This window comes from Anaerosporobacter mobilis DSM 15930, from assembly GCF_900142955.1.
GTDB lineage: Bacteria > Bacillota > Clostridia > Lachnospirales > Lachnospiraceae > Anaerosporobacter > Anaerosporobacter mobilis.
Map to the genome: position 1 here is coordinate 86,416 of NZ_FRCP01000010.1, position 25,253 is coordinate 111,668.

Here is a 25,253-nt window from a genome sequence, read left to right on the forward strand (position 1 = left end):
GTTATTAGTAATAATAACTATATTGGAATTTTCCGCTTGAAGAATATGTTGCATTACGAAGATCTGCTTTTTTGTTTTTTAAGTTTGCTTTTTTAATTGTTAGAGTGAAATCTTTTGTAGAACCGTGAGAAACACTCATTTTCATAGATTTTGTTGAATAAGTTCCAATTGTTTTTCCTGCATCTGTTTTAAAGGTAATTTTAACATTTTTTAGTTCAGTAACTTTATAACCCGAATAGTTAACAAATCTACATTTTAGTACTAAATCACCGTTTGTAGCATAAGAGGAACTGTACACTTGTAATCCACAGTTACCGTAATATAGATCACTAGTTGTCATTTTAGTTTCTTTGTATGTATTAGCTTTTACAGTAATTTTACAAGTCAATTTTTGACCACTTTTTGTCTTTGCTGTAATTGTAGTAGTTCCTGCTTTTTTAGCAGTAACAACACCTTTGCTATTTACCGTTGCAACACTAGCCTTACTTGATGACCAAGTTACTGATTCTGAGGTATTATCAACCTTTAACTTTTTCGTAAAACCTACGGATAGTGTTGCAGATTTATCGCTTATTGTTGCTAGAATCTTTTCTGCATCAATATCAAATAAAAATTGCGAATCTGTATCAAACATAAGTGTTACATTATAATCTCCAGAGGGCATATTATCGCAAGTAAGTCCATAGCAATAGAGGCCCGCATCTTCATACCAATACCAATCAGTACTGTAGATAACACTGTCACCATATAAGTCACCAGCACTATCATATATACTTACGTCACAATTTAATACATCTGGAACATAGAAATATAAGGATATATTTGTATTTGTATCAACTGTAAAATCATAAGATAGTTCTGTATTAGCTACTGCTGTGCCCTCTTCTTCTAATAAAATATCATACTCTTTCTGGGCAGCCTGAATAGTATCTGTGTTAGTGAATACTGTGGTTAGGCAAATTAAAAATGCTAATACTAGTGAATAAATTTTAGTTCGTTTTGTTCTCATAACATTTCCTCCACTTTAAATAATTTTATCCATTATTTACTATACTATACTCAAATTGACATTACAAGTCAGAGGTTGCATTAAATAAGTAATTTTGTAGAATAATTGTTAAACATTATGTTTTATATAAAAAAAGACCAATTACAAATGTATATTGGCCTTTCTAGCAATAAAATTATTATACTGTCATCTTAGCCACATAGAAGTACATGAGTACAAAATGGCAGAAACTACCCCCTAAGCAGAATAGATGAAATATATCATGAGAGTTAAAGTTTTTGTGAATACTATTAAAAACGGGAAGTTTTAATGCATAAATGACACCACCAACCGTATAGATAACACCACCTGCTAATAACCAACCAAAAGCAGGACCAGATAATTTGGCTAATAATTGTGGAAAAGCGAAGATACACATCCAACCCATAGCAATATATATTACGGAGGATACCCAGCGTGGACAGTATATCCAAAACGCTTTTAGACATATACCAGCAAGAGCCATTGCCCAGATAACAATAAATAACGTCCAACCGGTACGACCACCAAGTACAATTAAACAAATTGGAGTATACGTACTTGCTATAAGTATGGAGATACTCATGTGATCAAACTTCTTGAGTCTTCGGTTAATGGTTTCTGTAGAATTAATAGAATGATATAATGAACTTGCGGTATATAGAAGAACTAAACCAAAGCTAAAAATACCAAGCGATATAAGGTGCAGAGAATCTGAAGTTCTTGCTAATTGTATTAGTAATGGAATAGATATAAGTAATGCGGTAGCAGAACCAATTATATGTGTAAGTGCACTAGCGGGATCTTTTAAGTGTAATTTCTTCATAATAAAACGCCTCCATAACCTGTGTCGAGTTTAACAATAACCTCACATATAGTATTGATAACTACATGTGATAATATGTATATTACACCTATATAAATTAAAAATCAATAGGAAAATATTTATGCATATGATATAATGACTGCACTTAATGTAATTAAATCAATTTTACTATATATGAAAGAGGAATTCGTTTAGAAAGGGGTATTGTTAATATTATGGATTTGAATATTGGTGATATTGTTAAATTAAAGAAACAGCACCCATGCGGAAGTAGTGAGTGGGAAATCCTTAGAGTAGGTATGGACTTTCGTTTAAAATGCATGGGGTGTGGGCACCAGGTTATGTTACCAAGAAAACAAGTTGAGAAGAACATACGGAATATCCGTAAAAAGAATGAAGAATAAGAAGAAACCTATAAACAAGGGGTCAAATAAGCAAATTTGTAAAAAAAAAGTTGCATAAGTTGTACAAGTATGTTAAAATCATAAATTGTGATATATTTAAAATTAATTAATCCTTGCTCTTTTTTAATGTATTAAAAAAGAAAAGGGCCAAAGACCAGAAGGAGGTGCAAGCAACTATGAACAAATATGAATTAGCCTTAGTTGTTAGTGCAAAAATCGAAGATGATGCAAGAGTAGCAGCTGTAGAACAAGTGAAAGAATTAATCGCTAGATTTGGTGGTACAGTTACTAACGTTGATGAATGGGGTAAGAAAAGATTAGCTTACGAAATTCAAAAAATGAAAGAAGGTTTCTACTACTTCATCCAATTCGAATCTGAACCAACAGCTCCAAGAGAAATCGAACAAAGAGTTCGTATCATGGAATCTGTTATCAGATATTTATGCATTAGACAAGACGCATAAAGAAGGAGGAATTCCTTTATGAATAAAGTAATCCTAATGGGCCGTCTAACAAGAGACCCTGAAGTGAGATATTCCCAAGGGGAAGGTTCACTTGCTATAGCAAGATATACAATCGCGGTAGATCGAAGATTTAAACGTGATGGTGATCAACAAACAGCAGATTTTATCAGTTGTGTATCATTCGGTAAAACAGCAGAGTTTGCAGAGAAGTATTACAGACAAGGAACGAAAGTACTCGTAACTGGTCGTATACAGACTGGTAGCTATACGAATAAGGATGGACAAAAAGTCTACACAACAGAAGTTGTTGTAGAAGAACAGGAATTTGCAGAAAGCAAGGCAGCAGCTAGTGAATCTGGCGGTTTCCAACAAGCAGCAGCAAGACCTGAGCCAAGCCAAGCAATTGGCGATGGATTCATGAATATCCCTGATGGTATTGATGAAGAATTACCATTTAATTAATATGACTTAGAAGTTAAAACTATATATATACATGATTATGTATAAAATTTGGATAAGGAGGTTGTGTTATGCCATACAATAAGAATGATAGAAACGATAGAGCTGATTCTCCAATGAAGAGAAGAGGCGGACGTAGAAGAAAAAAAGTATGTGTATTCTGTGTTGACAAAAACAATACTGGTATCGATTTTAAAGATGTCAACAAATTAAAAAGATATGTATCTGAAAGAGGTAAAATTCTTCCTAGAAGAATTACAGGAAACTGTGCAAAACACCAAAGAGCTCTTACAGTAGCAATTAAGAGATCTAGACATATCGCTTTAATGCCATATACAATGGACTAATAAAAAGTTAACCGTTACATGATGTAAATCGTGTAGCGGTTTTTTTATGCTACTATATACATAAGACTTAGTTTGTTTTTAATTAATTTTTCACTGCATAAAATTGTCCGCATAGTTTATAAAACCATGGAGATAATGATAGTAACGATTTCATAATTGATTTTAATCATTATGAAACAGTTTTCATTGGATATTCTATCAATATTTTAGTAATACTATGGTGGCAGATTCACAATAGTAAAAAAAGGGAATTAAATCTGCCTTAAGAAAGGACAAGGTAAAATATGATGAAAAGACGTTTTAAGAAAAGCATGATTGCACTTATGGTAATTGTTGCAATGATAAGTGTTACTGCTTGTAGTAGTAAAAAAGAAAATGTAAAAAATAACAACAACGCAGTAAATGAGGGGAGTAATACAGGAGATAATACTCCTAATGACACAAAAGTAGAGGAGAATGTAGGTAATCAAGAAACCGGTGGTATTCTAGACAAATATAATACGTTATTAAAAAACGAAACTGATCGTGAAAAGGTATATGGATTCATTGGCGAAAACATCACAAATGCAAGTGAAGCAGAAGCAGATCAATTAGTTAGTGGTATAATAGGATATGAAGATACTTATGAAGACGTAGATTATGAACGTTTATATGCTTATAAAAATTACGTTTCTGATGAAGTAGAAGAATTCTTAGAACTAATGTATGAGAACCACCAAAAACCATATATGAATGAGAAAGAATTAGGAGTTACATTAGATGAATTATTAGACCGTGCAGAAGAATTTGAAGAACACATTGCAGAATTCCCTGATGGGATTACAACACAACATTCCTATGATATGTATGTAAAACTTATGGATGCAGCTATTGTTGGTGGATATGATAAAGAGAAAAAAGTTGCTAACTACTATAAAGGTGATGCGGAAAATCGTATTGACGGACGTGCAGTTGATGAATATATGAAATTCTTAGCTGATGAAGAAGACGATGATGCTAATAATAAAAAAGTTAGTACAAACACTACTGACAAAACAAATGCTACTAAAACAAACACCAATACAAATACAACAAATGCTAACACAACAGATGCTAACACAACAAACACTAACACAACAAAAGCTAACACAACAAACGCTAACACAACAAACGCTAACACGACAAATACAAAGACTGGTACAAATACAAACAATAATACGAATACAACAAACAATACAACAAATAATACAACGGTAAATGTTGGTGATAATTCTGAAGAGCAATTTGATGCACCAATTACAAGAAGTATTGTTCAAGAATATGTAGATCTACTTGTAAAATCTAAGAACGAAATTACAACTGCAGTAGAAGATTTTTATGCAAATCTTAATACTTTAATAGCTGATAAATTTGGTATGTAATAAAACTATTATTTTAACGTTATAAATAAACAAAACACCTTCTAGTTACTTATGTATATAGAGGGTGTTTTTGTTAGTATTGAACAAAAATTAATAATGACAAATTAGTAAGGAGAATTTTAATTTAGCTAAAGAAAAATTAAGCATAAAAAGTGGTATAAGTGATTTGGATTTGGCAATTTCTACCTATGTAATCATAACGCAATCATTTAATGCAATTGGAAAAAATTACAGAGCACTGGAAAAAAACTATTCTCAAGATGAAATGTCATATCTATACAAGAAAAAGAACCTGCGTTTATTACCTGTCATAGAAAGAATGAAAGGTGTTGTAACTAAAAACATGGATGCGATAGAGTTACTCGGACAGGTAACGGACAATAAAAATGCGGTAGTGTACCTTGACCCTCCATACGTAGCTGAAACTAGGATTTGTAAGGATGTTTATAGTTATGAATGTAATAACCAATACCAAGTTAATTTAATTCATAGTATAAGAGATGCTAAGTGTAAAATTGTTCTTTCTGGCTATGATAACGAGTTATATGATAAGGAGCTAGGAGAGGGTTGGGAGAAAATTATTATAGCCGGCAATACCTATAAGTATTCGTCTCCAAGTCCTATAAAACCAAAAGCACAAGAAATAGTATGGATAAATTACAAGTTAGATAATTATGCAAGAGCAATGATATTTCAAAATAATAGAAAAGCGTGCTAATTAAGTAAACACAATAGCTCTATTAAAGGCACTTTTAGTATAAATACTAAAGGAGATAATGTAAAAAAATTTAATAGAAATATGTTAAGCATCTGAAGTTCAGAGATAAGAATATATTGAGAATTGTAAGTGGTATAAGTGGATGGAACAACATTAGAATGGATTAGATAGGGGAACTTTAGATGCAAGTGAGCAGAATATTATATAACAAAACTGAAAGTAGAAAGGGGATTTAAGAAAGCGTTTGTGGAAGTGGAAATATATAGGGGTAATAAGAGAAAAATAGTGGGAGAAAATGTATTTTAATTTAAAAAATACATATTATTATAGAATCGTAATGAATATGAGAAAATAGAGATGTTATAGAATCTACTTTCAGTTTTTGATTAAAAACATAATAGTCATTAATTGAAGGAGAGTGGTTTATAATGTTTAAAATAATAAATATAAACAGAATAGCAATAGTAATATATATTAGTAAAATAGAAGCGAATAAATTAAATTACTATAAAAAAGCAGAGGAACTGTTTAAATGTATAGAACCTATAGATAAAGTTATCTTTTATGATTTATCAAACAAAGATAAAACAGAGGAAACAAGAAATTACATTAGAACTCTAAATGAAATTGTAAGTATAAATAAGGATAAAACTTATGTAGTTGTAATTCCTTCAACAGTTGAAGTGACTCAAGATATATTAGAAGTGCAGGAAATCTCAGCATATTTATCTAGAGTAGCAGATATGGAAAACATGGAATGTTGGTTCATCAAAAATAGACTTGATAATGAATTAGAATTCTTAAAAGTATACTCACCTTTAATAGATGGAGGGGATGCTTGTGAAGAAAACTAATAGTGGAACTAAACAAATGATGGATATGCAAAATAAAATAGCCGTATCAACGGAAGAGTTGCAATTACTCCTTAGTTGTGGGAGAAAGACAGCTATTAAGATTGGGCACTCTGCTGAAGCAAGAATCGACTGGGGAAAAAGGGTATTATGGAATGTAAATAGAGTCAAAGGGTATATGGACGAGATTTCAGAATAATAAGTAATGTGAATTTATAAGCATAATAAGTAGATTGGAATTAGTAAGATTACTAATTTAGTACATAATTAGTAGTGATAATTAATAGTCTTCTTGAAACTAAAAAGGATAAGCGTTAAAATCATACAATTACAATGTGAGTATAAGGAGAATGTGTAATATGAATAAGAGTGTAAAGAGAAGAGACAGTAATAATCGTGTTATGCCAACTAATATATCAGAAAGAGCGGATGGAAGATATTGTTTAAGGAAAATGGTGAATGGGAAAAAGATTTTAGAGTATTATAATACATTAAATGAAGCTAAAAAAAGATTGAAACTATTAGAGGCAGAAATTGTACAAGAAAAAGAATACGGCAATAAAAAATATAAATTAGAAGAATGGTATAAGATTTTTCTTAATCACTACTGTACAAATCTCGGACAACGAACCATAAATAACTATACAAACTATTTTGCAAGATATATGACAGTAGAGTTTGGTAAAAAAAGAATAAATAACATAACACAATTAGATATAGTTCAATATTATGGTGACCTGAGAAATAAGTGTAATCTTTCAAGGGGGACGATTGGATATTTTAATAGTATGTTAAGTAGGGCATTTCAAAAGGCTGTAGATAATAGAATCATAAGTAGTAATCCTACACTTGGAGTTATGAGAGAGATAAAAAAGGAAGAACCAAAGAAAAGAGAAGCACTTTCGTTACAACAGGAAATAAATTTATTAAATTATATATCTACGGGCAGGTACTATAGGTATAAAGCATTACTTCTCCTTCTTCTTAATACTGGTTTAAGGTCAGGGGAGGCAAGGGCATTAACGATAAATGATATAGACTTTAATACAGGAAGTATTCATATTAATAAATCAGTGAGTTATGACACAATAGAAAGCAATAGGAAACAGCATTTTGTAGTACCACCCAAGACCAAGAATAGTAACAGAGTAGTATATGTAAAGAAAGAGGTAATTGATGAGATAAAGAACTATATCAAGATGAAGAATGAGTGGGATGTAAATAGAGATTACAAGATATGCAGATATGATGAATATAAGAACAGGATGGAAGACTGTGGTGATTTCTTATTTACCACATCTAGGGGAACGGTTATAACTGATGAGTCCTTGAATAAAAGTTTAAAAGCAATAATTAAGGAATGTAATATTAATGAGAGAAAAAAAGCAGAGGAAGAAAAAAGAGATGCAATACTAATACCAGAGAGTACAACTATTCATTGTTTACGACATACGTTTGCAACACGTTCATATGAAAAAGAGATGTCTCCTAGCATTGTAAGCAAATTAATGGGACATAGTAATACAAAAATAACACAAGAGGTTTATACGCATATTAGCCAAGAAATAGTTATGCGTGAATATATGAATTGTTGGTAAGAAATATATGTTGTAAAAGAGATATGTAAGTAATTTGGTAGTTAGTATTGACCAGTAGTGATTTCATAATAAGTAAAGTTGATTTACTCAAAAGTTTACTCAAAAAGAATATATAAAGATAATACATGATAACAAAAGATGAATAGGAGAAATTTATAGAAACCCTTTAAAACATAGATAATGGAGTAAGATAAAGCAGTATAGAAAGTTGGGAGGGGATTTCGCTTTAATGCCATACACTATGGATTAATAAAAGCTAACCGTTACATGATGAAAATCGTGTAGCGGTTTTTTTGATCTATTTTCTATATGGTATATAGCTTAGTATATATATTGTATAAACTAATTTTTATACATAAAGTAGTCTGCATGGTTTATAAACCTAGTAAATATATGAGGCTGTTCGTGGGTATTAGTAATTACCTAAGAGCAGCCTTATAGTAATTTTAGATTAAATTGTGTAAAGAAAAATATTATTATAAAAATACAGTTTCCGAAAATATGCGAAAATTATGGTTGATTTAAACATGAAAGTGTGTTATTAATATAATAGTATTATACATATTATCTAAACAAGGAGAGAGGATATGAAAAAAAGTAGTGTAAGAAGACGTATAATGAGTTTACTAATGGTACTTACAATGTTAATTGGCTTATTGCCTAATAATTTGTTGGTACAAGCTACAGAAGTACAAACTACAGAAGCAGGAGTTACAGATCCAGAGTTAGCTGGACTTAAGAGCCCAGTTATTAATGGAGACGGGACTGTTACCTTTAGCTATATAGGTAATAGTACGCAAGCTGTTATAGTTAAAGGATTATTTAACGGTTGGGCAGAAGTAGTAATGGATAAGAAGACAACGACTGAGGGTAATACCTACTTTACAACTACAGTAGATGTTACTAAAGTACCAGGAATCTATCCTTATGGATTTAACGATAATAATGGTGGAGGCTGGTTAGGAGATCCACTAAATAATGCATACTATACTGCTAATAGCAACAAAGCATTGGTTAGAAATCCTATTGAAACGGAAACTGGTACGACAATCTATTATCCAACAAATGAAGCAGGAGCAAAGTTACAATATAGAAAAGTTGGAGAAACAGAATATCAAGCAATTTTAATGGAAAAGGCGGCTTCTTTTAGTGATGGTATGTATAGCGCTACAGTAACAGAAGCTGGTACATATGAGTATTACATAGAAGATTCATTAGGAAATAATATTGGGGATCCTAATAATTTTGAAACTGAAAACGCTACGAAGACTTTTGAGGTTGCTGAAATTGATAATGAAGTAGCAAACTTAAAGAGTCCGGTAATTAACGGTAATAGTGTTACGTTTAATTACTATGATAATACAGCAACGCAAGCACGCGTGGCAGGAGGCTTTACAAGTTGGCAAACTAGTGCCTTGTCAATGGTAAAAAATGAAAAGGGTATTTGGTCAGCAACTTGCACATTGGAGCCAGGGGTTTATGAATACAAGTTTATTAAGAATACAAGTGATTGGATAACAGATCCTAAAAATAATGTTACATCTAACGGTAACAGTGCATTTTATGTGGAAGGTCTTACACTAGGAAAAACTCTTGATGTTAAAAAAGGAGAGTCAACTGCATTGCCTGTAACAGGACAATTGTATACAAGTCTAGTAGGAAAGACAGTTGCTGTCGACTATACTTTATCAGATGGTGACATTAATGCTGGTGTAACGATTAAAGATGGCAAAATTACAATTCCAACAAATTATGCAAAATCTACGCTTACAGTAAAAGTGACATCTGGATCATATGAGTATTCAAGTGTGATTAACGTTATTGATAAATTATATACATATAATATTAAATACTATCGTAGTGATGAGAATTACTCTGATAAGGACATTTGGTTCTGGGGATATGGAATAGATGGTTCAGTTGTATTATTTACTGGAACTTATACGGATGCAAGTGGACGCACATGGGCAACAGCAAGCACAACATTTAAACTAGATAAAGCCCAATTCATAATACGTACGACAGATAGTGGGCATACACAGTGGCTTGGACAAGAGAATACAAGAGATTTTGCAATATCTACTGGTGCAGAAAGCGCAGACCTATGGGTTGTTTCTACACTTGATGAGGTAGCAACAGAAGAACCTGGTGAAATTGCTGTTCCAGATACACGATATGCAATGTTACAATATGTGAGAGAAGATGGGGAATATACAGATTGGAATGTATATACTTGGACAGATAGTACAAGATCTATAGATTTCGATGAGAACGGAATTGCTTTAGTGCCAGTTAATCAAAGCACAACGCAGTTAGATTTTGTAATTCGTAAAGGATATCCAGCTGCAGGTGAAGAATGGGTTAAGGATGGCGGAGATTGTTCTGTTAAGATTCCATTGAATCAAACAATTGTGAAAGGAATCATACCAAGTGGACAGACAAGTAACATAAAGATGCTTCCTTACAATAGCGGTTACACATTAGATGGTAATAATAAGATCATTCATTTCACATATAGAGATGATAACATGTTTAAAGAGGGTACTTTAGATACTCTTGCCCAGGTATGCGTTGAGGTAAATGGAACTAAATACCCTATGACTTATAATAGTGAAAATGAACGTTATGAATATGATTACAAAATTAGTAAGGATGGACAATTTTTATACTGTTACTATGTTAAGAAAACAGCTGTGTCTGAAGAAGAAGTAATACTTGATAAGTACAATGACAAAGTAGTTGATGGAAAATCTGCGTTAGAGTATAAAGATATTACTGTAGATATATCAGCAAGTGTACAACCATCTAGCATAAATTACAGACAAAATGCAGTATTGTCTATTAATATTAATAATAAGGCTGGAGAAACTACTTTAATTCCTACCGAAACATATGTGGATTTAAGTAGTTTAGGTGGTGATTCAAAGGTTTTTGTTGAAACTGATTTAATGGAAATTAGTATTGGAGTAACCGAATCTACTAAGTATGGTAAAAAACAAATACCAGTAACAGTTGTGGATCAGTATGGTAAAAAACATGTTATAACAGCAAGTGTTACTGTTGTAGCACCTACCCAAAATAGTAATGACTTTGATTGGGAAGAAGCAGTTATTTACTTTATGGTTACAGATCGATTTAAAGATGGCAATACTGCAAATAATGATGCATATGGAGTAGGAGACTATAATACCGATCCAGAAACAGGAGCGAGTAGTTATCATGGTGGAGACTTTGCAGGTGTAACCTCGAAATTAGATTACTTAAAGGATTTAGGTATTAATACAATTTGGATTTCTCCTATTGTTGAGAATATAACGGAAAGCCAGACTTCTACAGAACCTCCTATGGAATCCTATGGATATCATGGATACTGGACAAGTAATTTTGAAGAATTAAATAAACACCTTGGAACAGAAGCTGAATTAAGAGAGCTAATATCAGAAGCGCATAGTCGCGGAATTAAGATAATGGTTGATATAGTAATTAATCATGCAGGTTATGGAACGGAAGATACATTCGAGGGAATGTTCCGTGATAAGAATGTTTCAGGTGATACAATCTTAGACTCTCTTGCGGGACTTCCGGACTTTGCGACAGAGAAGGAAGAGGTTCGTAATAAGTTAATTGAGTGGCAAACGGCTTGGATGGAAGGATATGATATTGATTACTTCCGAGTTGATACCGTTAAGCATGTCGAGACAACAACATGGGCAGCATTTAAGAACGCTCTTACAAAGATTAATCCTGAATTTAAGTTAATTGGTGAATATGCAGGAGCAGGTACCACAAACGACTTTGATTATTTGAATACAGGCAAGATGGATTCATTACTTAACTTTGACTTTAATAACATGGCAAGTAGCTTTGTAAAGGGAAAACTTGAAGAAGTAGAAGCTCAATTAGAAGCAGCAAATAATGTGTTAAGTAATACAGGTACAGTTGGTAACTTCTTAAGTTCTCACGATGAAGACGGGTTCTTAGCTTCATTAGAGGCAACGGAAACGAAAGAGGTAAGCACAAACTTGGCTAAGATTGCGGCTACATTGCAAATAACTGCAAAAGGCCAACCTGTTATTTATTATGGAGAAGAATTAGGCCAGAGCGGTCTTAATAATTATCCATACCAAACAAATCGTTACGATTTTGACTGGAGTATTGCTAACGACGAGAATAGTATGTATACCCATTATAAACAACTATTAAAGGTGCGTAATGATAATACAAAAGTATTTGCAAAAGGATCTAGAAAGACAGTTACAGGAAGCGATGCAGATGGTTTCTTAGTTGTAGAAAGAGACTATAATGGTAAGAAGGCATTAGTTGCATTCAATCTAAATGATACCGAAAAGAAAGTTACTATTAATGTAGGTACAATTAAGGGTAATACTATTACAGATCAGTACAATAATCTAGCATATACCTTAGATAGTAAAAATAATATTACATTTACTATTCCATCAGTACAAGATGGAGGAACATCTATATTGGTATATGAGAGTAAATCAGCAGTAATTGATAATGGTAACTCAGGAAATTCAAGTAATACAGGTACAACAGTTCCAGCATCTAACCTAACTTCTGATAATTGGTCAGATGTACAGACAGCTATATCAGAAGCAATTAAGAATGCAACTACAGATAAAGAAACTACATTTACGATTGATATGAAAGATGCTACATCAATACCAGTAGAGATTATTTCTTTAATTATTAATACGAATATTAATCTTGTATTAAATATGAAAGACTATAGTTGGACAATATCAGCAAAAGATGTTGATACGAAAGAATGGTTAGAGTTTGAAAAAAATAATACAGTGGTTGATTTGCTAGTTACTAAGATTACTGATAAAGATGTGTTATCAAGCATGGATAAGGCATTAGATACTAATAAAGGTTTGTGTTATCTTGATATTAAACATGATGGAGCAATACCATTTAATGCAGTACTTAATTATTGTGTAGGAGAAGAGTATGCAGGAACTTCCCTCTTCTATAACTACTATAATGAGAAAGAAGGCAAAGTAGAGCCAATTGGATATGCAAAAGTAACTGAAAAAGGCTATATGAATATGTCATTTAGTCACTTCTCTAAATACGTATTTACTGCAGAAAATAATGTATTGCCAACAGTTATTAAGACTAAAACATTATATGTTAAGAATACGTATAATCTACAGACTAAAATTAAGAATCTGTTACTAGATGACCAAGTATTTTTCAGTTCAAGTAATAAATCTATTGCTACGGTAAGTAGTAAAGGAAAGATTACTGCTAAAAAGGCTGGAACAGCAACAATTACTACAAAAATCGTACAGAATGGTAAGATATACACATATAAGACAAAAGTGGTAGTAAAAAAACCATATATAAAGTTTACAGCTTCAAAGAAAACAATTAAGGTTGGTGGAACATTTACCTTTAAATCCAAAGTTTATGGTGATTCATCTAGTATAGAGTACAGTGTTTCTAATACAAAGATTGCAACCATTGATAAGAAAACAGGTAAACTAAAGGCAAAGCAGGCAGGAAAGGTAGTAGTTACAGCAAAGGCCGGTAATATTACAAAGAAATTCACGGTAGTTGTAACAAAGTAAAGAGTCTATTAACTAGAGAGTATTAAACGAATAGAGATGTAATTTAAAATCGTGTAAGAGGAGTGGAGATGTACCCTTTTACACGATTTTATTAATCATTAAGAGGAAAGTATTAACAAGTACTTATCGAAAGATTTCGAAATATATAACCAAAATTGTTTAATTACTGCATTCGTTATGATATAATATAGGATATACACTAGTTAAGAGAAATTAAAAATAGAAAAATAAAATTGAGAGGAAATACCTTAATGGAGAAAAAATATCAAAAACATACATTTTCAACAAAACAATTTAATGAATTGTATTTTTATAATAAGAATGATCTAGGAGTTACCTATAGTAAAGAGCATACACAGTTTAAAGTTTGGGCGCCAATAGCTGATAAGGTCGCAGTTAAACTCTATGAAGAAGGACTTGGAGATAATTTAATTAAGAAGATATCTATGTATAAAGGTGTTGCAGGTACATGGGAGTTGATAGTAGAAGAGGACCTGAACGAAGTTTATTATACGTATGAAGTTACTATCGGGGATACCGTTAATGAAACCATTGATCCATACGCTAAGGCAGCGGGCGCCAATGGTATTCGCGGGATGATTCTTGATTTAAATCGTACGAATCCAAAGGGTTGGGCTGAGGATAAGAAACCAGAATTTAAAGAAGATACAGATGCAATCATCTATGAACTTCATGTGAGAGATCTTTCCATGAATAGTGATTCGGGAATTAAGCACAAAGGTAAGTTCCTTGGAGTTGCAGAGCCAAACACTGTAAGCTCAAGTGGTTTAACCAGTGGTATGGACCATATGAAGGAGCTTGGCATTACACATGTTCACCTATTACCAGTGTTTGATTATCACACCGTAGATGAGACACAATTACAAACGCCACAATTCAACTGGGGTTATGATCCTAAGAATTATAATCTACCGGAAGGTTCCTACTCTACGGACCCTTTTCATGGAGATGTTCGTGTTAAAGAATTCAAACAGATGGTTAAAGCACTTCATGATAATGGAATACGCGTAATTATGGATGTTGTCTATAATCACACATTTGCAAATGAAGAGTCAAGTTTCCATAAGATAGTACCAGAATATTATCACCGTGTAGTGGATGGTAAGTTCAGCGATGGTTCTGCTTGTGGTAATGAAACAGCATCGGAGCGTGCAATGGTCAGAAAGTTCATCGTTGATTCTGTTGTATACTGGGCCACAGAGTATCATATTGATGGTTTCCGATTTGACTTAATGGCTTTACATGATATTGAAACTATGAATGCTGTAAGAGAGGCAATAGATGAGATTAACCCTACTATTTTATTATATGGAGAAGGTTGGACAGGATCTGATTCTATACTACCAAAAGAAAAACAAGCGTTAAAAGCTCATACATATAAGTTAAATCGTGTAGGTGCATTTAGTGATGATATGCGAGATGCCATTAAAGGAAGTGTATTTGAAGGGGAAGATACAGGGTTTGTTAGTGGTAAAGCAGGATTAGAGGAAACAATTAAATTCGGTGTAGTAGCGTCAACTAGCCATCCACAAGTTAAGGACCATATAGCATGGACGCATAATCCAGGCCAATGTATTAATTATACTTCTGTCCATGATAATTTTACGTTATGGGACAAGCTTGCTATGTCATGTAAAGATGCAACTAAGGAACAACGTATTCGTATGAATAAATTATCAGCTGCAATTATACTTACATCGCAGGGAGTACCATTATTCCAAGCAGGAGAGGAAATACTTCGTAGTAAGCCTGTTGAGGGGCAAGAGGGTATGTATGATCATAATAGTTATGTATCTTCCGATTCTGTAAATGCAATTCGTTGGAGTAACAAGAAAAAATATTACTCTGTATATGAATATTATCGCGGGCTTATTGCATTTCGTAAAGAGCACCCAGCACTTCGTATGAGAACGGAAGCGGATATCAAAGAACATCTGGTATTCCTTGAAGATCTTCCAGAACAAGTAGTAGCTTATACCATTAAGGGAAATTCAAATGAGGAAGAAGCAAAGGAGATCTATGTTATCTTTAATGCTTCGAACAAGAAGGTTAAGATGCCACTAGGTAATGAGACATGGAATGTATATGTGAATGCAGATAATGCAGGAACCACAGTATTATCAGTAGAAGATAAGGAAACTGTAGTAGTTGATGAAATTTCTGCAATGGTTTTAATTAAGCAATAAAGAATAGCAAAAAAGGACACTCGCCAAGCGAGTGTCCTTTTGGTTCTATAAGTCAAATCTTACAGTATTATTTTTCGTTAAAATTATCTAACGTTAACTGCTTGCATTCCACGGCTACCGTTTTCTAAATCAAAAGTAACTGCTTGACCTTCTTCTAATGATTTGAATCCGTCTCCAGCAATTCCTGAGAAATGTACGAATACATCTTCTCCGCCTTCAGCGTTAGTGATGAAACCAAAACCTTTTTGAGAGTTGAACCATTTAACTGTACCTTTATTCATGAAAGATACCTCCTAAAATAATATTATCGTAGCAAATGTGAAATCATAACAAAGTAATGTGCTACTCATTTCTTTGATATTTTAGGTGAAAATTAAAAACACATGTTTTTGTAAATCATCAAGTAATTAATGACTTACAAAAACATGTGAATCATAACCTCATATAAAATACAAACTAAGTATAACGTAAATTGTAAAACAAGTCAAGCAAAAACAAAAAATATTTTGTTATTAATCATACAATTTATATCATATTTCTACAAAACGGGGTTTCTACCCATTACTAAAAAGTACTTTTATTAAATTCAATATAATGATATAATGAAAACAATGAGCAAAGTACAGTTATTAATAATTATAAAATGTTACGTATTGAATGAAGAATTGGAAAGCTGGGAGTTAAGATGAATAGAAAAAGTAAACTTACTGCAATGATTAAATCATACTTCCGATGGCCTGTCTGGTTATCACTACTATTGGTAGCAATGGACATAAGCATATATTTTATTGATAAAAGAGCAGCAGTAATGATGAGTATATATGTATTCGTATATATCGTTATCGCTATAGTTTTATATCGCTCCAAACGTGTAACAATATTCGGAGAAATTGTACGCTTTGCCGCAGAATATGGACAAGTTCAGAAGCAGTTATTAAAGGAATTATCTCTTCCATATGCAGTACTCGACATAGACGGTCATCTTCTATGGGGAAATGATGAATTCATAGACGTTATCGTGAATGAACGTGCAGCAAGAAGATCCATCATGAATATTTTCCCGGAGATAACAAAAGACAATCTACCACATGTTGATAAAGATACCGTTTTACATGTAGAATATCAAAATCGGAATTATCGTCTTGTCCTTCGCAGAACGATAGCAAAATCTTTTAATGAAGGCGAAGATGAATATGATGTAGATTATGAAATGAGCAATTTAGATAATTCACTCATTGCTTTGTATATGTATGATGAAACAGAAATTACTTCATACATTAAGGAAAATCAAGAACAAAGAATGGTTGTTGGTTTGCTCTATATTGATAATTATGAAGAAGCTCTTGAATCTATTGATGAGGTCCGCCGTTCATTATTAATTGCACTTGTTGATCGTAAGATTAATAAGTATATGCAAAGCATGGATGCTATTGTTAAGAAACTTGAGAAGGATAAATATATATTTATGTTCAAATATAAATATCTAAATCAACTTCAAAACAATAAGTTTTCTTTACTAGAAGAAGTCCGTGGTGTTAATATTGGTAATGACATGGCTGTTACGCTTAGTATGGGTCTTGGTGTGAATGCAGATACGTATACGATAGGGTATGATTATGCCAGAGCGGCTATTGATCTTGCCTTAGGTAGAGGTGGAGATCAGGCAGTTGTTAAAGAAGGCGAGAAACTTCTCTATTATGGTGGTAAGAGCATGCAAGTGGAGAAGAATACAAGGGTGAAGGCAAGAGTAAAAGCTCATGCACTAAAAGAACTTGTGGAAGCAAAAGATAAAGTAGTTATTATGGGACATTCTATAGGTGACGTAGATTCATTTGGTGCAGCAATTGGTATATACCGTGTTGCTAAAACGCTTAATAAGCGTGCGCATATTATTATTAATCAGGTTACATCTTCGGTACGTCCTTTAATGGATCGTTTTCTAGATAACCCTGAGTATGAAAGTGATATGATTCTAACAAGTGACCAAGCCATGGAAGTTGTAGATAATAACACATTATTGGTTATTGTTGATGTAAATAGGCCAAACTATACTGAGTGTATAGAAGTATTATCTTTAACTAAAACGATAGTAATTCTTGATCATCATAGACAAACTGGTGAAGCAGTTGAGAACGCAGTATTATCTTATATTGAACCGTATGCTTCAAGTACCTGTGAGATGGTAGCAGAGATATTACAATATATTGGAGAAGGTCTACGCTTAAAACAAGCAGAGGCTGATGCTATGTATGCGGGTATTATGATTGATACGAATAATTTCTTATCAAAGACGGGTGTCCGTACGTTTGAAGCAGCTGCATTCTTAAAACGTAGCGGGGCGGATGTGACGAAGATCCGTAAAGCATTCCGTTGTGATATGATGGATTATAAAGTTCAGGCAGAATCGGTAAGTAATGTTGAGGTATTTCTTGATTATTATGCGATTACAGAATGTATTGGACATGGAGTAGAGAGCCCAACTATTATTGGGGCCAAGGTAGCCAATGAGTTACTGAACATTACGAATGTAAAAGCATCCTTTGTATTAACAGAGTTTAAAGGAAAGATATATATAAGCGCGAGATCCATTGATGAATTGAATGTTCAAGTTGTTATGGAGAAATTAGGAGGTGGCGGCCACATGACGATTGCGGGTGCCCAGTTAACCGATTGTACAATGGAGGAAGCTATTAATCTTGTGAAAGAGACATTGAAGAGGATGCAACAGGAAGGAGAATTATAAATGGAAGTTATTTTATTAGAAGATGTTAAAGCACTAGGTAAAAAGGGAGACAAAGTTAAAGTAAATGATGGCTATGCAAGAAACTTTATCTTACCTAAAAAATTAGGCGTAGAAGCAAGTGCTAAGAATATCAACGATTTAAAATTACAAAAGGCAAATGAAGAAAGAATTGCAAAAGAAATACTTGAGCAAGCACAAGCATTTGCTAAGGAATTAGAGGAAAAAGTAATTGTTCTTAAAATTAAACTTGGTAAAGATGGTAGAACATTCGGTTCTATCTCAACAAAAGAAATATCAATTGCAGCAAAAGAGCAATTAGGATATGATATTGATAAGAAGAAATTGCAATTAGCGGAACCAATTAAAAACATGGGTACATTCCACGTACCAGTTAAATTACATCAAAAAGTAACAGGTGAATTAACCGTTAAAGTAACTGAGCAATAGGTAGATTATATAGAAATTTGTGAAATTTTCTCCTTGAGTAAAGAATGCCTTCGTTTTCAGGCTGTCTCTACAGTTTACTTAAATTGTATGACTTACATATACAATGCAATGTATTGTATATGACGTATATACAATTCAGTAAACAGCATCGACAGTCAGAAAACACATTGACATATCTTTACTCACTACAAAAATATCACAAATTTCTAATATTTTAGATAGGAGTAAGTCATGGATGAGTCATTAATTAAAAAAGTACCTCCACATAGTTTAGAGGCGGAGCAATCCGTAGTCGGATCTATGATCATGGATAAGGATGCAATCACAACTGCATCAGAAATTATATCATCTGAAGACTTTTATCAGCATCAATATGGATTGTTATTTGATGCAATGGTTGAACTATTTAATGAAGGTAAACCAGTAGATTTAATTACGCTTCAAGAGAAGATGAAAGAGAAGGAATTACCTTCTGAATTAAGTAGTATAGAATTCATACGAGATCTTATGTCCGCGGTTCCAACTTCGGCTAACGTAAAGTATTATGCGAATATCGTAAGAGAAAAGGCAACATTAAGACGCTTGATTAAAGTAACGGAGAGTATCACAAATGAGTGTTATCTAAATCGTGAAAAGCTAGAAGTTATACTTGAGGAAACGGAAAAACAAGTGTTTGATGTTGTACAGAATAAGTCTTCTGGAGATTTTGTAAGCATTAAAGATATTGTTATTAAGTCTTTGGAGAGTATTGAGTCCGCTGCAAAGAACAAAGGTAGTGTAACTGGAATTGCAACTGGTTTCTATGATCTCGACTATAAAACAGCAGGATTACAACCTTCAGACTTAATACTGATTGCGGCCAGACCTTCTATGGGTAAGACCGCTTTCGTACTTAATATTGCAGAATACGTGGCTGTAAAATCACATGTTACAACTGCGATATTCTCACTAGAAATGTCAAAAGACCAGTTAGTTAAGCGTATAATCTCAATGAACTCAAAGGTTGATTCTCAAGCCATCCGTAGTGGTGAACTACAAGATGATGATTGGGTAAAACTTGTTGAGAGTGCTAGATCCATTGGTAATTCCAATTTAATTATTGATGATACTCCAGGTATCTCAATCGGTGAGTTACGTTCAAAGTGTCGTAAGTTCAAACTAGAGCACAATCTAGGACTAGTTATTATCGATTACTTACAGCTGATGTCCGGTGGTAAAAAAGCGGAATCAAGACAACAAGAAATCTCAGAAATTTCTCGTTCGTTAAAGGCTTTGGCTAGGGAAATCAGTGCTCCTGTAATTGCACTATCCCAGTTAAGCCGTGCGGTAGAACAAAGACCGGATAAACGTCCTATGCTATCAGACCTTCGTGAGTCTGGAGCCATCGAGCAGGATGCCGACGTTGTAATGTTTATCTATCGTGACGATTACTATAATCATGATTCTGAAGATGCGGGTGTATCGGAGATCATTATAGGTAAGCAAAGAAATGGTCCTACAGGAACGGTAAAACTTGCATGGTTATCGCAGTACACTAAGTTTGCAAATCTTGAGAGACAATAAATAGTCAGTAAAGGCAAAACTCCTTTGAGTTTAATAAGTGCTTCTTAACCTATGTACTACAACACAAAACACACTTCACAACTAAGGACTTCTAAGTATGTGCGGAATAGATTCTAGAAGTTACGGAATCGTCCTCTACACGACATCCTGTCGTGTTCGGACTGGCTCGGCCTCCATGCCTCGCCTTCCTATACTTTACAGCACATACTAAGAAGTACTATAGCTGTTACGCTATCGTTTTTTAGTTATAGTACATAGGATAAGAAGCTCATTTTACGTTGATGAGAGTTTTGCTGTTTGTTATATGGAATAGGTAGAAAAAAGATTGATTTGTTGTTGAAATTATTCTATAGAAATTACGTTCCTGTGTTTAACAAGCTCAATGATTTCGTTTAAAGACAACTGTAACCTGAATTTATTATATCACAGGTTATAAGTTGTCTTTTTTCATGCAAAGAATCACTATTTTTATCGGTGTTTCTATTTTTTTGTTTATGTTAATATCTACAGTAGAGATAATATACCTACGATTCGAGAGTAAAAGATCTAGGTATTTCTTTTTAATCCCCATGCTACGATCATATAAATTGTAGCGCTGAAAATTAAGAATGGGGATTTGGCACTCGAATCACAATTACTTAATCGACGAAGGGAGTCAGATACTATGGGAAATATTATAGGGACTAGGGAGTATACATATAAGAATATACCAATCCCAGGGGGCGGTTATGTAACAGGTTTTTTGTTCCATGAGAAGGAAGAGAATCTGTTATATGCAAGAACGGATATAGGCGGAACATATCGTTTTGAATTCGGGACTCGTACATGGAAATCATTAATGAATCATGTTAAGCAGGAAGATGTATCGGAAACTTATCCACTTTCTTTTGCAGTTGATAACAATAATAGTGGATTGTTATACCTAGTTTGTGGATACAGTAACAAAGATACAGGTAAGTTGTGTATATCTTCGGACAAAGGTGAAACCTTCATTTACAAAGAGATGCCATGCAAAATACATGGAAATAATCCTGGTAGAGGAACTGGTGAAAGGCTTCAAGTCGATCCTAATAACAGTAATCTATTGTACTTTGGTTCACAGTCAAAAGGTCTTATGCGTTCTGATGATCAAGGAGATAGCTGGGAGTTTATCACCGTTTCTATCGATGGTACAGCGGATAAGAATGAGCAGGAGATTACCTTTGTATGGATTGATCCAAGAGAGACCATAGAGGGACGTTCTAAAACAATAGTAGTGGGTACATCGGGAGAAGGAAGTTCTATTGGGAAGTTCCGCGGACATAGCTTATACATATCAACAGATGGAGCCATGACATTTAGGCCTTTACAGGAACCAGAATCCTTGCTACCAAAGACAGAAGAGTCGGGGTATACAGGATATGTTGGTGCTAGATATGTGTTTGATGGGGAATATCTCTATGTAACCATGTCTGAGGCAGCTTCATATGGCTGGAGTTTTGCTTGTTATAGTTGCGATTGTGGCATGCAAAAGAGTGGTAAGGTGGTACGTTACCATATTGGAACAAGTGGAGAAGTTATAGAATATAAAGATATAACTCCAACCGCCATTGATTTTGGAGTGGATAATTTAGATGACATCTCCTTTGGTATGGGAGGTATTGCATTAACCTATGATAAAGAGGCGAATACGCCTGTATTGATTTGCAGTACGATATGTTATCAACATCCTGGAGATATTGTGTTCCTATCAAGAGATAATGGACAGACCTGGAGAAAGATTCTACAAGGCCTTGAGATAGGACGTATTAACTTCACAGTTCCTTATATGAAACCGGAATATAATGGTCACGAATCTATACTACATTGGTTAACGGATGTGAAGATTAATCCATATAATCCAAATCACGCATTATTCAATAGTGGAACAGGAGCATTCGTAACATATAATTTACTTGCAGAGGATTGTACATGGGAACCAGAGTGCAAGGGTATTGAAGAGACAGTGCATCTGAATCTATATGCACCTAGTAAGGGCGATGTTAAGTTAATAGATATATTAGGAGATCTAGGTGGTTTTGCCTTCACAGATCTAGATCAGCCGGCGGAGAATACGTTTGCGGATGAGAATGGTGATCGTTATATTACTTGTATCAATGCAGATTATAGTGAAAACAATCAGGACTATGTAGTGGTAACACCAAGAGGAAATTGGACAGGTAAGACCAAAGGAGGATTGATCGTGTCTAGGGATCAATGTAAGACCTTTGAACATCTACCGCAACCATACGGGTTATCACCATTTATAGATGAATTACTAGATGAAATTATGAGACCGAACGTAAATGCTGGTTGGGTTGCAATGTCAGCGGATAGTACAACGATTGTATGGTCGATTGCTAAGGTATTATCAATACCAGTGAATGCAGTTGTTTACACAAAAGACTGTGGTAAGACCTATCATAAATGTAGAATCTATGATAAAGACGGAGAATGCATTAGTGAGACCTATGAATGCCCACCAGTGCCTGCTTGGAAGACATATGATGAGTTTTTTGCATATTGTAATTCTCTTCGTAACATTAAGATTATGGCCGACCGAGTGAATCCGAAGGTGTTTTACGGATTTGGAGAGGCTTCACAATTCTATGTAAGTACAGATGGAGGGGTTAGCTTCTATCAAAAGGAGAGGCCAGACAATTTTCCTGTTATGGTATTATCAGGCTTTGATTGTAATAACTATGCTGAGATACGAGCCCAGCAGGGAGAAGAAGGCGTTATCTGGATGGCATTAGGAGAGCATGGACTTTGGAAAGTAATATACGATGTGAATAATGAGGAGTTTAAAGCAGAACGTATTACGAAAGAAGGAGACATGATAAAGTGTCAAGGTATGGGGCTCGGATTACATGGCGGGAAAGCCATCTACATGAGCGGTACAATAAGCGGAGAATATGGATTCTTCGTAACTGAAGATGAAGGTAAAACTTATATTCGCCTGAATAGTGAGAAACAGATGTATGGTGATATTATGAGTATTATAGGGGATCCTAGAGTACGGGGTAGATTCTATCTAGCTACGGGATCTAGAGGCGTATTGTACGGAGTACCAACCGAATAGTTAGATATATTTAACAATAACAAAAATAGAATACTATACTATAGAGTAGACTGAAGATGTTGAGAATGATAATAAGGAAACATCTTCAGTCTTTTTATATGACTTTATAATTATAAGAAAATACGAAAAATCTGATAAATCCTAGCATTCTGTCATACGATAGAAGCTTAACAAGAAGCCACAAGTTATCTGTCGATAACTTCTTTTTCAATTTAATATTATATTATTGCGATATCAAAACACTATGCTATAATGTAAATATATGGTAATTGTACGGTAACTAGTGATAAATAGATAAAAAGTAGTTGGTTGCCAGCTGTGAATAACAGTTAGATAGTACAAGCTGTGTGGCTGTGATGTCACAAAATATATACGAATTATAAAATAACAGAGGAGGATTTTTCATGGGTGAGATTCGTTATATTATATCCGATGCGTCGAAGAAGATAGATGTGGAACCACATGCGTTACGATACTGGGAAGAAGAGTTAAGTCTTAATATACCTAGGAATGAGATGGGGCATCGGTATTATAGAGAGGAAGATATTAAGATACTTAAGAACGTTAAGTTATTAAAGGAACAGGGATTTCAATTAAGAGCAATTAAGATGATACTTCCCAATATACATAAAATTGAGACACTCGACGCAAAGAGTATGTTATTATTAAGAAACGAATTGAACGAAAGAGTATTCGAACTGGAAAGTAGACAAGAACTACAAGAATTACAAGTGGTAAAGCATAAGATGGAGAGGCAATCAGAAAGTGATTGTAGCAATTTAATCCACTTGGATGAGGTACGGGGAGATCACATGAGTATAAATTCAGGAGAAGGTGCTAAGGGATCAGAGGAAAAAGAACAGATAAATGAGAAAACAACAGAGATTTGCTCTGCAAATATAGAGAAAAAAGAAACGGAATTAGATAACGTTAACACGATGAATGAAGAGATTGTGAATCGACAAGATAAGATGGTTCAGTTTAAGAGTATTATGAGTGAACTGATTATAAATGCTCTCCGCGAAAGTACGGATGATTTGGCGGGTAATATCGGCAAAGTCGTATCTTTAAATATGGCAAAAGAGTTAGATTATCAATTCAGAGAAAAAGAACAGAGAGAGGAGGAACGCTATAAGCATCTAGATGAAACGATTCGTGCATTTCAGCGAGGTAGAGCAGAAATTGCTGCATCTCAATCAGAAGGAGGGAAAAAGAAAACTATATTCAAAAGGAAAGAATTAATATAAGTTTTACGTTTAAAAAAGGTGCTGATACACAATATAGATTCAATCTACATTGGTGTATCAGCACCTTTTAACAAATAAATGTTATTATTCTTGAGAAATTGCGCCTGTTGGGCAAGTAGCTGCACAAGCTCCGCAATCGATACATACATCAGCGTTGATTTCGTATTGAGTTGCTCCTTCAGAAATAGCATCTACTGGACATTCAGCTGCACAAGCTCCACAGCTTACACAAGCATCACTAATTACATGTGCCAT

At 33.8% G+C, this 25,253-nt stretch carries 20 protein-coding genes; 16 read left to right on the top strand and 4 right to left on the bottom strand.

The features are described from left to right. Positions 1–4: 4 nt before the first annotated feature. Together BUB90_RS09950 and trhA are read right to left on the bottom strand one after the other, a co-directional pair. The gene (locus BUB90_RS09950) at positions 5–1,009 is read right to left on the bottom strand and encodes an Ig-like domain-containing protein (RefSeq protein WP_073286976.1); all 1,005 of its coding nucleotides are present in this window, start codon (positions 1,007–1,009) and stop codon (positions 5–7) included. A 178-nt stretch (positions 1,010–1,187) separates the two neighbouring features. Beyond that, positions 1,188–1,853: a PAQR family membrane homeostasis protein TrhA gene (gene trhA, locus BUB90_RS09955; RefSeq protein WP_073286979.1), complete on the bottom strand. Its 666-nt coding sequence runs from the start codon at positions 1,851–1,853 to the stop codon at positions 1,188–1,190. Between the two features lie 215 nt (positions 1,854–2,068). Here trhA and BUB90_RS09960 point away from each other — a divergent pair, with 215 nt between their 5' ends. The 11 genes from BUB90_RS09960 (at position 2,069) to pulA (ending at position 15,898) form a co-directional block, all read left to right on the top strand. After that, positions 2,069–2,257, top strand: coding sequence for a DUF951 domain-containing protein (locus BUB90_RS09960; protein ID WP_073286982.1), 189 nt, complete (start codon positions 2,069–2,071; stop codon positions 2,255–2,257). 176 nt (positions 2,258–2,433) lie between these two features. After that, entirely contained in the window at positions 2,434–2,721 is a 288-nt protein-coding gene (gene rpsF / locus BUB90_RS09965; RefSeq protein ID WP_073286985.1) for a 30S ribosomal protein S6, read from the top strand. Positions 2,722–2,739: 18 nt separating this feature from the next. Continuing rightward, positions 2,740–3,183, top strand: a complete 444-nt coding sequence (locus BUB90_RS09970) for a single-stranded DNA-binding protein (protein ID WP_073286988.1) — start codon at positions 2,740–2,742, stop codon at positions 3,181–3,183. 68 nt (positions 3,184–3,251) lie between these two features. Then, positions 3,252–3,527, top strand: a complete 276-nt coding sequence (gene rpsR, locus BUB90_RS09975) for a 30S ribosomal protein S18 (RefSeq protein WP_073286991.1) — start codon at positions 3,252–3,254, stop codon at positions 3,525–3,527. A gap of 284 nt (positions 3,528–3,811) precedes the next feature. Beyond that, a complete protein-coding gene (locus BUB90_RS09980) occupies positions 3,812–4,927 on the top strand; it encodes a hypothetical protein (protein ID WP_073286994.1) in 1,116 nt (371 codons plus the stop codon). 166 nt (positions 4,928–5,093) lie between these two features. Beyond that, positions 5,094–5,645 carry a DNA adenine methylase gene (locus BUB90_RS09985; protein ID WP_073286999.1) on the top strand — a complete coding sequence of 184 codons (552 nt, stop codon included), beginning with the start codon at positions 5,094–5,096 and terminating at the stop codon, positions 5,643–5,645. A gap of 428 nt (positions 5,646–6,073) precedes the next feature. After that, a complete protein-coding gene (locus tag BUB90_RS09990) occupies positions 6,074–6,499 on the top strand; it encodes a hypothetical protein (protein ID WP_073287002.1) in 426 nt (141 codons plus the stop codon). Next, the gene (locus BUB90_RS09995) at positions 6,486–6,695 is read left to right on the top strand and encodes a hypothetical protein (protein ID WP_242952522.1); all 210 of its coding nucleotides are present in this window, start codon (positions 6,486–6,488) and stop codon (positions 6,693–6,695) included. Before BUB90_RS09990 ends, BUB90_RS09995 begins: the two co-directional genes overlap by 14 nt. Positions 6,696–6,855: 160 nt before the next feature. Beyond that, a complete protein-coding gene (locus BUB90_RS10000; RefSeq protein ID WP_073287007.1) occupies positions 6,856–8,094 on the top strand; it encodes a tyrosine-type recombinase/integrase in 1,239 nt (412 codons plus the stop codon). Positions 8,095–8,681: 587 nt separating this feature from the next. Continuing rightward, positions 8,682–13,691, top strand: a complete 5,010-nt coding sequence (locus BUB90_RS24540) for an alpha-amylase family glycosyl hydrolase (protein ID WP_073287010.1) — start codon at positions 8,682–8,684, stop codon at positions 13,689–13,691. A gap of 251 nt (positions 13,692–13,942) precedes the next feature. After that, the gene (gene pulA / locus BUB90_RS10010) at positions 13,943–15,898 is read left to right on the top strand and encodes a type I pullulanase (RefSeq protein ID WP_073287013.1); all 1,956 of its coding nucleotides are present in this window, start codon (positions 13,943–13,945) and stop codon (positions 15,896–15,898) included. 83 nt (positions 15,899–15,981) lie between these two features. On the opposite strand, the gene BUB90_RS10015 is transcribed toward pulA, so the two are convergent. Further along, positions 15,982–16,179, bottom strand: a complete 198-nt coding sequence (locus BUB90_RS10015) for a cold-shock protein (RefSeq protein ID WP_073287017.1) — start codon at positions 16,177–16,179, stop codon at positions 15,982–15,984. 404 nt (positions 16,180–16,583) lie between these two features. Between BUB90_RS10015 and BUB90_RS10020 the strand changes: the two genes are divergently transcribed. From BUB90_RS10020 to BUB90_RS10040, 5 genes are all read left to right on the top strand, one after another. After that, a complete protein-coding gene (locus BUB90_RS10020) occupies positions 16,584–18,641 on the top strand; it encodes a DHH family phosphoesterase (RefSeq protein ID WP_073287020.1) in 2,058 nt (685 codons plus the stop codon). After that, entirely contained in the window at positions 18,642–19,088 is a 447-nt protein-coding gene (gene rplI, locus BUB90_RS10025; RefSeq protein WP_073287023.1) for a 50S ribosomal protein L9, read from the top strand. A 231-nt stretch (positions 19,089–19,319) separates the two neighbouring features. Then, complete coding sequence (gene dnaB / locus BUB90_RS10030) at positions 19,320–20,651, top strand: replicative DNA helicase (RefSeq protein ID WP_073287026.1); 1,332 nt, start codon at positions 19,320–19,322, stop codon at positions 20,649–20,651. A gap of 664 nt (positions 20,652–21,315) precedes the next feature. After that, positions 21,316–23,751 carry a hypothetical protein gene (locus tag BUB90_RS10035; protein WP_073287029.1) on the top strand — a complete coding sequence of 812 codons (2,436 nt, stop codon included), beginning with the start codon at positions 21,316–21,318 and terminating at the stop codon, positions 23,749–23,751. A 404-nt stretch (positions 23,752–24,155) separates the two neighbouring features. Continuing rightward, entirely contained in the window at positions 24,156–24,998 is an 843-nt protein-coding gene (locus BUB90_RS10040; protein ID WP_073287032.1) for a MerR family transcriptional regulator, read from the top strand. 84 nt (positions 24,999–25,082) lie between these two features. Here BUB90_RS10040 and BUB90_RS10045 read toward each other — a convergent pair whose 3' ends face one another. Further along, complete coding sequence (locus BUB90_RS10045) at positions 25,083–25,253, bottom strand: DUF362 domain-containing protein (protein WP_073287035.1); 171 nt, start codon at positions 25,251–25,253, stop codon at positions 25,083–25,085.